Origin of the sequence: Exiguobacterium sp. s70 (assembly GCF_018618315.1) — a bacterium.
Taxonomy (GTDB): domain Bacteria; phylum Bacillota; class Bacilli; order Exiguobacteriales; family Exiguobacteriaceae; genus Exiguobacterium; species Exiguobacterium chiriqhucha.
The window spans coordinates 112,477-124,992 of the sequence record NZ_JACSLV010000003.1 but is presented as its reverse complement, the minus strand read 5'-3'; the positions used below and the strand labels follow the sequence as shown (position 1 = coordinate 124,992).

At 50.6% G+C, this 12,516-nt stretch carries 13 protein-coding genes; 7 read left to right on the top strand and 6 right to left on the bottom strand.

All coding sequences use genetic code 11. From position 1 onward, the window contains the following. Window positions 1–228 precede the first annotated feature (228 nt). The 4 genes from KNP84_RS09080 to KNP84_RS09065 all read left to right on the top strand — a co-directional run bounded on the left by KNP84_RS09080 (window position 229) and on the right by KNP84_RS09065 (window position 2,043). Complete coding sequence (locus tag KNP84_RS09080; protein WP_016507985.1) at window positions 229–429, top strand: cold-shock protein; 201 nt, start codon at window positions 229–231, stop codon at window positions 427–429. A gap of 126 nt (window positions 430–555) precedes the next feature. Then, complete coding sequence (locus KNP84_RS09075) at window positions 556–969, top strand: pyridoxamine 5'-phosphate oxidase family protein (protein ID WP_021068055.1); 414 nt, start codon at window positions 556–558, stop codon at window positions 967–969. Window positions 970–1,160: 191 nt separating this feature from the next. Beyond that, entirely contained in the window at window positions 1,161–1,664 is a 504-nt protein-coding gene (locus KNP84_RS09070; protein ID WP_214836741.1) for a DoxX family protein, read from the top strand. An 82-nt stretch (window positions 1,665–1,746) separates the two neighbouring features. Further along, the gene (locus KNP84_RS09065) at window positions 1,747–2,043 is read left to right on the top strand and encodes a DUF3817 domain-containing protein (protein ID WP_215114653.1); all 297 of its coding nucleotides are present in this window, start codon (window positions 1,747–1,749) and stop codon (window positions 2,041–2,043) included. A gap of 21 nt (window positions 2,044–2,064) precedes the next feature. Here KNP84_RS09065 and KNP84_RS09060 read toward each other — a convergent pair whose 3' ends face one another. Continuing rightward, window positions 2,065–3,318 carry an MFS transporter gene (locus KNP84_RS09060; protein WP_214715122.1) on the bottom strand — a complete coding sequence of 418 codons (1,254 nt, stop codon included), beginning with the start codon at window positions 3,316–3,318 and terminating at the stop codon, window positions 2,065–2,067. 110 nt (window positions 3,319–3,428) lie between these two features. Between KNP84_RS09060 and KNP84_RS09055 the strand changes: the two genes are divergently transcribed. After that, window positions 3,429–4,619: a helix-turn-helix domain-containing protein gene (locus tag KNP84_RS09055; protein WP_029596300.1), complete on the top strand. Its 1,191-nt coding sequence runs from the start codon at window positions 3,429–3,431 to the stop codon at window positions 4,617–4,619. Between the two features lie 4 nt (window positions 4,620–4,623). Here KNP84_RS09055 and KNP84_RS09050 read toward each other — a convergent pair whose 3' ends face one another. Beyond that, window positions 4,624–5,631 carry a S66 family peptidase gene (locus KNP84_RS09050; RefSeq protein WP_215114652.1) on the bottom strand — a complete coding sequence of 336 codons (1,008 nt, stop codon included), beginning with the start codon at window positions 5,629–5,631 and terminating at the stop codon, window positions 4,624–4,626. 63 nt (window positions 5,632–5,694) lie between these two features. Continuing rightward, window positions 5,695–6,021: a winged helix-turn-helix transcriptional regulator gene (locus KNP84_RS09045; protein ID WP_215114651.1), complete on the bottom strand. Its 327-nt coding sequence runs from the start codon at window positions 6,019–6,021 to the stop codon at window positions 5,695–5,697. A gap of 106 nt (window positions 6,022–6,127) precedes the next feature. On the opposite strand from KNP84_RS09045, the gene KNP84_RS09040 reads away from it, so the two are divergent. Next, window positions 6,128–6,928: a VOC family protein gene (locus KNP84_RS09040; RefSeq protein ID WP_029596298.1), complete on the top strand. Its 801-nt coding sequence runs from the start codon at window positions 6,128–6,130 to the stop codon at window positions 6,926–6,928. A 13-nt stretch (window positions 6,929–6,941) separates the two neighbouring features. Here the strand turns inward: KNP84_RS09040 and KNP84_RS09035 are convergent, their stop codons facing one another. Further along, a complete protein-coding gene (locus tag KNP84_RS09035) occupies window positions 6,942–7,934 on the bottom strand; it encodes a 5'-3' exonuclease (RefSeq protein WP_021068063.1) in 993 nt (330 codons plus the stop codon). Window positions 7,935–8,126: 192 nt separating this feature from the next. Then, window positions 8,127–9,437 (bottom strand): hemolysin family protein, encoded by a 1,311-nt coding sequence (locus KNP84_RS09030; RefSeq protein WP_021068064.1) that lies wholly within the window; start codon window positions 9,435–9,437, stop codon window positions 8,127–8,129. 204 nt (window positions 9,438–9,641) lie between these two features. Here KNP84_RS09030 and KNP84_RS09025 point away from each other — a divergent pair, with 204 nt between their 5' ends. After that, entirely contained in the window at window positions 9,642–10,439 is a 798-nt protein-coding gene (locus KNP84_RS09025; protein ID WP_029596296.1) for a glucose 1-dehydrogenase, read from the top strand. Between the two features lie 42 nt (window positions 10,440–10,481). Here the strand turns inward: KNP84_RS09025 and KNP84_RS09020 are convergent, their stop codons facing one another. Next, entirely contained in the window at window positions 10,482–12,437 is a 1,956-nt protein-coding gene (locus KNP84_RS09020; protein WP_215114650.1) for a sensor histidine kinase, read from the bottom strand. Between the last annotated feature and the right edge of the window lie 79 nt (window positions 12,438–12,516).

Here is a 12,516-nt window from a genome sequence, read left to right as displayed (position 1 = left end):
CCGTTTTAAAAGTATTTTTAGCAAACCGAAGTATTTAGTAGACAGAAGCATTTATCCATGGTATATTCTATATGTGCTTAATTAAGAATAGCTGGAAACATAATTCACAAAACGCTTTGGATTATTTTTCGTTTAAGATAATCCTAGAGGTTTGTGATTTTTTATTGGTCAGTTTTTTCTAGTAAGGCACTACTAGAACGCACAGCGTTTATTTCAGGAGGGTTCATTATGAACACAGGTAAAGTAAAATGGTTTAACTCAGAAAAAGGTTACGGCTTCATCGAAATGGAAGGCGGAGACGACGTATTCGTACACTTCTCAGCAATCCAAGGCGACGGCTTCAAGACACTTGAAGAAGGCCAAGCAGTAACTTTCGAAATCACTGACGGAGCTCGTGGACCACAAGCTTCTAACGTTGAAAAAATCTAATCTTCCTTTCTAAGGAATTTTATAACCTGCTCGCTTCGGCGAGCAGGTTTTTTGTTGTCCGCGTGTTTAATCACTTGTCCCAGGGGAATCAATATACGAGTGACTACCACAAGGAGGTTTTTCAGAATGGATGCAATGCAAACGGCAAGACAGATTTTAGATCATAGTAACGTGGGCACGATGGCGACGGTCTATAAAGGCAAGCCGCATAGCCGTTATATGACTTTTTTCCATGATGAGCTGACACTCTACACGGCAACATCGAAAGACACGGATAAAGTCGATGAACTGAAGAACAATCCGTATACGCATATTCTGATTGGCTATGACGGCGATGGCGTCGGGGACACATATCTCGAGATTTTGGGGGAGACGACGGTATCCGATGACGAATCGATGAAAGAAAAAGTATGGAACGAGAAACTAGAAGGCTGGTTCGACGGTCCAGATGATCCAAAACTCGTCATCTTAAAAATCTCGCCGCAATCGATGCGCGTGATGAATAAAAAAGGACAGCCGCCTCAAGAAGTGAACCTGTAATTCAAACAAAGACGTCCCGAGTGGGCGTCTTTTGTAATTGACCAATTTCCAAAAAGTGACTGACCTGTGACACACATATGAACGAAACGTGAACTGTTGTCCTAACCTATGTGAAAAGATGAACATGGATGGTATATTGTGAATGTAATCACATATAAGTCATCATTCACTCATTCTAAGGAGGAATTATCATGTTCACAAAATTTTGGCAGAACCACAACGTCGCCACCGGTATTTTGACAGTCCTTCGCGTCTGGCTCGGCTATCACTGGCTCACAGCAGGTTGGGGCAAGATCACAGGCGGATTCGGTTCAGAAGGTTTCCTCAATAACGCACTGACACTGGCGACAGGCGATCACCCAGCTGTAGCCGGTTGGTGGGCAGCATTCCTTGAAAACTTCGCCATCCCGAACGCTGCCTTGTTCGATGTGTTGATCCCATACGGTGAATTCCTAGTGGGTCTTGGACTCTTGGTTGGTGCCCTCACACGTAGCGCCGCCTTCTTCGGTCTCGTCATGAACATGGCGTTCTTGCTCTCAGGCACGGTCAGCACGAACCCGACGATGTTGATTGTCTCGGTCCTCATTCTTGTCGCCGGCTATAATGCTGGTAAACTTGGCGTCGACGGATTGTTCTTACGCAAGTTTGTTGAAACGAAAGTGCTACATCGTTCACCAAATCGTCAAATAGCATAACGACTTTATGACGTTCTCCTGTGACAAACATCACCTCTTTCGGCTACGATGGACGTAGCAACGATTGAAAAGGAGAACGAATATGAACGCAACACGTTATAAATGGCTCGGATACACAGAGGGGATGTCTTTCTTACTCTTGTTGCTCATCGCGATGCCGCTCAAGTACTTGGCGGGCATGCCGCTTGCCGTCAGCATCGTCGGCGCGGCCCACGGTTTCTTGTTCGTCGCTTATGTGGCGGCAGCCGTCTATATGGCATGGCGTTTCAACTGGGGCTTCAAAGTGTTGGTCCTCGCGGTTATGGCATCCGTTATCCCGTTCGGACCGTTCTTGTTAGAGAAACGAGTCCTACCATCTACAGAAAAGACATCGAATTGAGGTTCGATGTCTTTTTTGCGTTCATGCACTCTCTGCTTGCGCTGACACAGCGGCTTTTTCGGCAGTGATGTCGTGACGGATCCGATACATCGCGAACAACGTGATGGTGAGCAGGCAGAGCATGCAAATCGTATAGAGTGAAGCGACCGGCATCCATTCGCTTAATAGGCCAAACACGATGAAGCCGAACGGTGTGATGCCCATCGCGAGGGATTCGAGGACACCAATCACGCGACCGAGATAACTCGGTTCCGTGTTCGTCTGTAAATAGAGCTGGATGGGGATATTGACACGGATGATGAAGAACCCGCTTAATAAGGCGAAACCAGCGAAGAAGACGATAGCTGGTGTGACTGAGAAGTCGAAATAGAGCGGGACGGCCGGTCCGATAAAGAGGCAACTCATAATGATCAGCGCGGTTCGGGTCGTGGCTAGCCGATGTTTGATTTGAAAGACCGGCAATGCATGGGCGAGCGAGGCGACTAAAAATCCGACGGCGAACATGCTTTCTAAAAATCCGAATTGAAGCGGGCTGACGCCGATTTCTTGTAGGGCGGCAATCGGGAACAGCACTTCGGTGGCAACAAAAAAGAAATTGAGCAAGGCGGCCAAGAGGGTCAACGTCCAAAGTACGCGCTGGCGTTTCAAGTAGCGGAAGCCAGACCGGACCTCGGACCAAGTCGATTGCTCGCTGGGGACATGGTCGTACGCTTTAAAGTGGAGACGAGAGGCGACAAGAGCGGCGATCATAAATAAGAGAGACGAGCTGAAGAGAAACGCTGATACCGGAAGTAACGTGAACAGTGCCCCGGCGAGCAGCGGCGTGCCGATGCTTGAGATGGAGATGGTACTTTGAATGAGGGAATTGGCGCGTTGGAGTCCGTCTTCGTCGAACAAGAATGGAATCGAACTCGATAATGTGACGGATAAGAAAGTCGAGACGACAGAGAGCAGACATGTGATAATCAAGAAAGCAGGAACGCCGAACGTCCAGACGAGACTCGCGATGCCGGCAGCTAAAAATAATAAGGCGTTCACGGACTCCATCGTAATGATCACGCGCTTGCGATCCAGTTTGTCGGCAAACGCCCCAGCAAACGGAGATAATAAGACACGTGGCACTGTGCCGGCAAGCAAGACGAGTGCGAACTGTAGTCCCGAACCGGACGTCGTCAGAACCGTCAGTCCCGCGACGAACGTGAAGAGACTGGATGCAAACAACGACATGAATTTTCCGAGCAATAATACATACAAGTTTGATGAAGTGGTCGTCATATCGATTCTCCTTTACAGTTAAGTTCAATCTGATTTAACTTTATAGTAAACGATGACACTCGATTTGTATACAATAAGTTCAATTAAATTTAACTTTTAAGAGGTGCTCTATGATTGGACAACGGATTAAAGCGTTACGCAAAGAAAAAAAACTGACGCAAAGCCAGCTCGCTGAAGGCATCATCACGAAATCGATGCTCAGTATGATTGAGAACGGCAAAGCAGAGACGTCGATGCGCAGTCTTCGTGAAATCGCGAAACGACTCGACGTGTCGGTACAGTCATTGCTCGTCGATCCTCGCGAGGAGGACTTACAGAAAATCGTCGAGGAGATTGAATATACGCAAGGAGGTCTCCACTCATGGGAAGACGAGGCCGTTCAGAAGGCGCTCCTCCCTTACGTGGACGTTGAGATGAACTCGGTATGGCAAGGGAAGGCGTACACGTTACTCGCGGACAGTGTATTTTATAGTGGGAATCAACAACAACTGTTGGAGTGGTATGATCGGGCAATCGCGGTGTTTGAGCGGCTCGAGGAGAAAGAAGAATTGATTATGGCCCGCATCAGCCAAGCGTTTTATCTGCTTATGTGGAATCGGTTTGATGAGGCAATTGAACGGATCGATACGATTGAATTGATTGATTCGAGAAGCATGAAGACGAAGACCCGCGTCGAATTCAGCATGTTGATGGTGTTCCGAAATATGTTGTATGACGACGATTTACCGGGCGCGATTCGTCGTCTCGAGGACACGCTCGATTATATGAAACGAACGAAAATGTATTATCGGGTCGACGATGTGTATCGAACGATTGCGATTTGTGCCCTCTATTTGAAAGATGAAGCGGCGATTGTCGATGCGCTGCAAAAAGCGAAACAATACACGAATTTCACGGACGACGTGACGATGAAAATACGCTTGGCGATGACGGAAGCGCTCTATGCGATTGAATATCGGAAGACGGAGCTGCTCCATCAACAGATTGTGGTCATGAACCAACTGCTAGACGGAAATACAGAATTCATCGCGGCGTTCGAGATGAGTAAAGGTGTCTATTTCGCCTTGACCGGTGAGACAGAGGCAGCCCGGCAATCGTTTTTGAAACTGTTGGAGCATCATGATCAATGGTCGAAGCATGGATTTGTCGATCAAGCGATTTATTTCGAAGGGTTATTAATTGGAACGAGTCACGGGTGTGGGGATGAATGGGTCCCGTTGATCGAACGAGAAGTGGGTCTGTTCCCGGAAGGTCGTTTCCGCAGCCATCTGATGTCGCTCATCAAAAAAATCAAGGGCTGACGCGTCAGCCCTTGAACGTTTGAATGAGTGTCCCTTTGCCGTCCTCGACTTGAATCGAGGCGTGGGCACCGTTGATGAGTGTCATTTGCGGCGGGACGTGCCCGCAGTCGATATCGTAAATGACAGGGACGTCGAGCAAGTACTGCAGTTCCGCATACACGTCTTCTGCCGTGTAGCCTTGGACGGGCTGTTGGGCCGCACTGCGCCCGAACAAAATGCCAGACGTATGATCAAACCAACCGGCCCACTTCATTTGAAGCAGGGTCCGTTTGAGTGCCGTAACATCGAGCTCGGCGTTCTCGAAATACCAAAGAATCGGCTCCCCGTCCAAATGGGTCTGTTGGAACGTGGCGACATCTCCATATGGTGTGCCGATGGTATGCAACAAGACATCGATACAGCCGCCAAGCAGTCGTCCGGTCGCCTCTGTCCCACCGAATGATTTCCACTCCGTCGGTTCGGTCAAATGATAGACGTGCGGGCTTGGGTTCTCATGCTGCCACTCTTTTTGGAACTGTTCCGAGGCGAGCTGGATGACCGTCTCGCCTTCTTTTGCTGATACGACATCGAGCCAACGCGAGCTTGTCGCGTCCCATTCTTCGCCGCGTAGGTCGACAAGGTTCGTCCCGTGGGCCGAAGCGATACCGGTCTTGAGCGTGTACACGAATAGGAATAAGCTGACGTCCGAATAGCCAAGCATCCATTTCGGTGGGAGCGCGTCCCAGTCGATAGCGTCTAGCAACTCAATCAAGAGGACGCCGCCCCATGGCGGGATAATCAAATCGATTGCATCATTGTGGAACAACCGGGTCAATTCATCGGCCCGGACTTCTGCTGGTGCCGATTTTGCTTTGTCTTGCGTCCAGACCGATGGCTCGAATTGGAGCGTGAACCCGTGGCGGGTGAATGTCGCCTCGGCCTCATGGAGCAGTCCATGTAATTCAGCGGGAACGCCAGACGAAGGGGCCGTCACACCGAAGTGATGTCCGGTCAATTGTGGATAACGAATCATGTGAGCCTCCTGTGGATAAGTGATAGGTGGGAATGCGGAAACGGGTTATCCACATGTGGACAATTATTTTTGACGCATGCGTTCTGCGTGTTGGATGCCCCAATCGTTCATCGTCTCGAGCACCGGAATCAACGTCTTCCCATACTCGCTCAAGCGATAGTCCACACGAGGCGGAACTTCGGGATAGACGGTGCGGATGATGATGTCTTGCTCCTCTAAATCGCGAAGCTGTGCCGTCAAAATCTTTTGACTGATATTTGGGAGCGAGCGTTTCAATTCGCTGAACCGTAACGTGTCCCCATTAATGAGCGCGAGTAAAATCGACGGTTTCCATTTCCCCGTGATCAGCTCGAGCGCGGTATCGACTTCGCAACTTGAAATCAATGGCATCAGTCTCACTCCTCTCTACAGTATCCTTGAGGTAACTATACCACCTTTTTGTGCCGTCTTCTGTCGATTCTACTTAGCGGGTATACTGAGAAAGAGGTGATCAAGGATGAACTTAACAAACATTAAACTCGGCGCCGTCACATTGCGCGTCAGCGATTTAGAAACGATGAAAACATATTATGAGCGCGTCATCGGAATGGATGTACTCGAGACGTCAGAACATCGCGTCACGCTCGGAACGAAGGAAATGGCGCTCGTCGTCTTACATGAAGTGAGCGGCGTGCGTCCAAATCCACGAACAGCTGGCTTGTTCCATATGGCGATCCTATTGCCAAACCGCGTCGAACTCGGACGGATCCTTCGTCATTTGATTGAACAACGGATTGAAGTCGGACAAGGAGATCATTTGGTCAGTGAGGCGTTCTATTTGAGCGACCCGGAAGGTAACGGCATCGAGCTCTATGCCGATCGTCCCCGCGAGCAGTGGGAATATGAAGCGAACGGTCATGTGAAGATGTCGACGGACCCAGTTGAATATGAATCGATGCTCGAGGCGGCGGCCGACCGTCCGTTCACGGGTCTTCCGAACGGGACGACGATGGGGCATGTCCACTTCAAAGTACGTTCCCTAGAAGCGGCAAAATTATTCTATCAAAATCGTCTCGGTTTCAAGGTGACGACCGATTCGTATCCGGGCGCCTTATTTTTAGCGGCCGACGGGTATCATCACCACATTGGCGCGAACGTCTGGGCCCGACCAAGCCAGCCGATGGGACAAGAGGCCGGTCTGGAGGCGTGGACGCTCTTGGTCGATACGGCCACGAATCGCGAACTCGGCGGGACGACATCGGAATGGTCGCTCACCGATGACGACGGCATCACGGTCAATATAAAAAGCGTGGACTAATGTCCGCGCTTTTTTAGCGTGCTGAAATTTTCTTTTGACTTGAATCAAACGAGAGGCGAATGCCGCGCTTTTGATACGCTTGTTCGACACGTTTTGAATTGATACTGAGCTCAAGATGAGCGAGTTTCAAGTGTTCAAGTTCTGGCACCGTGACATCGAGACGGACGAGCTCCATGTTGCGCTCGGCCTTTTTACGTGTGCGTCTCAAGTTACGGGGCACTTCTTCTGACGTCAGTGCCGCGATCGTTTCATTGATCAATTGTCGTTTATCGCCTTTGACGCTGAGCGCCGTATAGAGCTTATCGAGCGAACCGAAGCGTTTGATTAACTGGACCGATTGACTTTCATCTAATCCGGCCACAGGTGGAATCCCGTCTGAACGGTCTCCTGTCAATGCTTTGACTGCTGAGAGCTGTTTTGGCTTCAATCCCTCGTACAATGCCGCAATCTCCTCAGGGCGAATCTCGAGATGTCGCTTGAGCGGGAGCGGGCGATTGTCTTTGATGTCGCAACGAGCCTGCATTTGTTGCAGCTCTTGCGTTTGAAGCCAGACGGTGATGCGTGGGCTCACGAGCTGAAGCAAGTCCTTGTCTTTCGTCATAATGACGACAGGGGCGCTACAGCTGAACTTCCGAGCGATATGAGCAATCAAATCTTCACCTTCATAGCCTTCGACTTGATATTGCGGAATGCCGCTCTCTTCAAGCAATTGGCGCATGAGTTCCATTTGTGCTTTCAACTCGGGTGGTGTCTGGCGGCGACGGCGTTTATAGCCTGGATAGAGCTCGCGGCGCCATAATGTTTCACGTGAGACGTCCCACACGACGACGAAATGAGTCGGACGATGTCTGCGTAGAATCGTCCGGATGAGGCCGGTCATACCGATGACGGCACTCCGATCGTTTTTAGATACCTCGCGTCCTTTTTTCGTTCGGCTCGCGGCGGCACCATAGTAGGCACTGGCCAGCATGGAGTTTCCGTCAATTAAAAATAGTTTACGTTCCATGCGTAACCTTCTTTCTGTAGTTGTTGGACCGAACATTGATGAACTGTTCGGTGATGTTGTGTCAATGAGTGACACGCACTCAAATTAGCAACATATGTGCAGTATATCACGACAAGACATGAAAATATAGCGACAGTTCGACCGCTCCACGAAAAGCCCTCCCCGAAAAATCGGGGAGGGCGGTCCATTGAGTCAGTCGAGTTCAGGTTGAATCTCGTCTTTATGGGCTAAAATCAAATCGACGAAAACGACGCGGTGATTGTCGATTTCACGGACGATCAGTTCATGTTCGCCCGGTAAGACGAACCGTTCACCGGTGCGGGCATTCGCTTTTTGCGATAAGACGAAGCCGCCGATTGTATCGACGTCATCTTCGATTTCGATGCCGAACCGTTCTTCAATCTCTTGCGTCAAGACGAGACCGGACAAGCGGTAATGACCGGGTGTGACCTCGGTGATTTCAGCCTGTTCGTCACGGTCGAACTCGTCACGAATCTCTCCGACGATTTCCTCGAGGATGTCCTCGATCGTGAGAAGACCGGCCGTACCGCCGTACTCATCGATGACGAGACACATCATCGTCCGCGCGTTCTGCATTTTCACCATCGCTTCTTGGAGCGGTGTGAATTCCGTCACGAGCGGCAGCTGATGAATGAACGTCTCGAACGGGGCATCGCTTTTGACGAGTTGAGCGGTGAATAATTGTTTGGCATTGATGAAACCAAGCACGTCATCGCGGTCGCCATCACGCGTGACCGGATAACGGGTGTATTGATGTTCTTGGACGGTAGCGATAATCGTCTCAATCGAGTCTTCTTCGTCGATGGTCACCATGTTCATTCGTGGGACCATCGCGTCCTTGGCGATCCGTTCGTCGAAGGAGAAGATGTTTTGAACGTAGGCGAGCTCATTCTCGTTAATTTCTCCGCTGCGGAAGCTCTCGGTCATGATGATCTTAAGTTCTTCTTCCGAGTGCGCCGTCTCTTGCGCGGTCGTCTGCACGCCGAACAAGCGCAACGTCAACCGGGCCGTCCCGTTCAACACATGGATAAACGGATACAGTAATTTCGTGAAGAAATAGAGCGGTCGGGCGACGAGTAACGTCAAGCGTTCGGCTTCATGCACAGCAAGCGTTTTCGGGACGAGTTCCCCAATGACGACGTGTAAGAAGGCAATCAGCAAGAAGGCAATCAAGAAAGATAGGATGGTCGCGAGCGACGATGAGACGTTCAAGCGGTCGACGAGCGGTTGAATCATCCCTTCGATTTGGTCCGCACCAATCCAGCCTAGCCCGAGGGCGGCGAGTGTGATGCCAAACTGTGAGGCCGATAGCGAGTCATCGAGATTCTCAATCACTTTCTTGGCGACAGAGGCCCGTCGGTTCCCTTCGAGCACGAGTTGGTCGAGTCGGGCACCGCGCACTTTAACGATGGAGAATTCAGCCGCCACGAAAAAGGCGGTCATAAAAATGAGCAAGGCGACGATCAATAAGCTGAGTAACATGGGACTGTCCAAAAATTCCCCCAAAAATCGGGGAGTCACCTCCATTAACGTTAAGTCGTATGTCGTTCAGGAGAATCCCTGAAAACGAATAGTTTGTTTCAGTATAGTGGATTTACCAAAAATATTCAAAAAACAGGCGGAAAGGTTTCGACAAGAGGGGAATGAGGGAACTACAAATCGAGAAGAGACGAAGGAGGAATTGATATGGCTAACTATCCAGAACTAAAAGGAAAAGTCGCGGTCATCACCGGGAGTTCGAAAGGACTCGGGCGCGCCATCGCGGAACGATATGCGAAGGAAGGGGTTCATGTCGTCTTGAATTATCGTAGCAGCGAGGACGAGATGAACAAGGTCATTGAAGGCATCGAGGCTGCTGGCGGGAAAGCGGTCGCGGTCAAAGGGGACGTCGCCGAAGAGGGTCTCGCCGAGAAGATGATTGAAACGGCCGTATCGGAGTTCGGGAAGATGGACATTTTCGTCAACAATGCCGGCGTACAGGTCGAGGCGAAGACGCACGAGATGGAACTCGATAACTGGAAGAAAATCATCGACACGAATTTGACGGGAACGTTCCTCGGTGTACGTGCCGCCCTCAAATACTTTGTCGACCATGAGATTCAAGGGAACATCATCAACATGTCATCGGTGCACGAAGTGATTCCACGTCCAGGCTATACGCATTATGCGGCGAGTAAAGGTGGCGTGAAGATGTTCACGAAATCGGTCGCCCTCGAGTACGCACCGAACAAAATTCGTGTCAATGGCATCGCACCAGGCGCCATCGACACACCAATCAATGAAGAGACGATGCAAGACCCTGAAGAGAAGAAAGGGCTCGAGGCGCTCATCCCGACTCATGAGATTGGTCGTCCGGAACAGATTGCGGCCGTTGCGGCATGGCTTGCTTCAGACGAGTCATCATACGTCACCGGCGCGACGATTTTCGCGGACGGGGGCTTGTCGCTCTATCCATCATTCGGTCCTGAAAATAAAGTGCAATGATAAAAGGGAGGCTCCGCGTCAAGCGGCGTCTCCCTTTGTCTATTAACTGCTTAGTTGATCTTCCGCCGCGTATTTCGGCAAGATGATGGTGAATGTCGAGCCGTGGCCGACGCTCGAATCGACGCGAATCGTTCCGCCGTGTCCTTCGGCAATTTCTTTACAGATGGCGAGGCCGAGGCCCGTGCCACCGATTTTACGACTGGCCGAGTTGTCGACGCGATAAAACTTGTCGAACAGTTTCGGCAGCGCCGACGTCGGAATGCCGATGCCGGTGTCCTGAATCGAAATCTCGATGACATCGGACTTGTCATTCGTGACACAGACGGCGACTTTTCCGCCTTCTGGTGAATATTTGATCGCGTTGTGGAGCAAGTTCGTGAACAGTTGACTCAGGCGATCCCGATCACCGTATACATACAGATTCGTATCACATTCGAGGGCGAGCTGATGATGTTCGCTCGCGCCTTGATGGATGGCGATCGTCTCTTTCAAAATCGTATGCAAACTCTCAGGTCGGCTATGGTACGTCTGTTTACCGGATTCCATCCGTTGCACGTCGAGCAAGTTGGAAATCAAGTCCTCGAGACGGAGCGTCTCTTGGTGAATCATCCCTAAATATTGATCGATTCGCTCAGCAGGCATCGTCCGATAGCGAAGCAGCTCGGTGAAGCCGATGATGCTCGTGAGCGGTGTGCGCAGTTCGTGCGAGACGGTCGACACGAGTTCCGTTTTCAAGCGGTCGACTTCGGTCTCTTGCGTCACATCCCGGAAGACGAGCATCGTGCCATGACGGGTGCCACGCAAGTGGATTTTCTCGGCATACATCTGGATGAAGCGTTCTTCTTGATTCATCGAGAACGTCACACTTTCTTCCATACTCTCGCCATCAAACGCACGGCGCATGAATGAGAAGAACGAGTCTTTCTGATCGACTTGAAGACCGAGTTCCTCTAAATCAGCATCCAAGCGATACAAGTCCATCTCGCTCCGTTTCGTGGCGGCTTGATTGAACATGATGAAGAGGGCCTGGTTGGCGAACTTCTCATGTGTCGTATGCTCGACATAAATGACCGCATCACGAATCGAGTGCAGGAGGCGCGCCGTCTTCTCACGTTCTTCCTCGACTTGGTTGCGTTGTGTCGCGAGCGAAGAGGCCATTTGACGGAATGAGTTCGTCAATTGTCCGACCTCGTTTCGCGAAGAGACAGCCGCTGGAATCGGAATGATCCGTTCATCCGCCAGTCGATCACTGTTGATAATCAAGTTCTGCAGTTGACCGGTCAATCGTTTCACATAAGGGCGAGCAGCGATAAAGAGGACGAGCAACACGGCGAGGAGGGAGAGGAGCCAGAGCACTTGCGCCCACTTTGTATGAGTGGCGAGTTGCTCCCGCAACTGATTCTCTTCTTCATTCAACGAGTTGCGGTATTCGGTGAACACCGTCTCCATATCGACGATGCTCGCGCTCATGTCAGCGGCACTTTTCGAGTTGATTTTGAATTTGCGGTCGGCAGGCGGTTCCGCTTGCGGCGTCACTTTGCCAAGTGTCGGCATTTTCAAGAACGGTTCGGTGACCGTCCCTTCGCGTTTGGCGATGACATATCGCTCTAGGCTCGGCATGACGCGTTGTTGATAAGCCGAGAATAGTGTCCGTGCGTCGCTGGCATACGTCTTCTCTTTTTCAGTGACCGCGTTCGTCTCGAACCATGCGGTCTGAATCTCAATTAAGTCTTGTTTTTCTTTCACGCGGGCGAGCATCGCCTCGTCGCCGAGGATGACATAGCCACGCATTTCATATTGCATCGACTGCCACGTCTCGAATAGTTCGGTCGCGTTCGTGCGACGTTCACTAATGTTCTCGAGCGATGACGTCGTCTGTTCGATTCGGTTTTCCGTATACATGTACACGGCGAGTGAGGTCAGGAGGATCAGTCCGATGAATAAATAGAAGACGAATAAAAACTGTCTTCCGATCCGCTGGTCAATCCATGCTTTCATAAAGACCGTTCCTTTCTGGAACTGCGTACATTCCTACTATGACAAATATCCTACGAGTGTCGTTCCTTCATTGTACAGA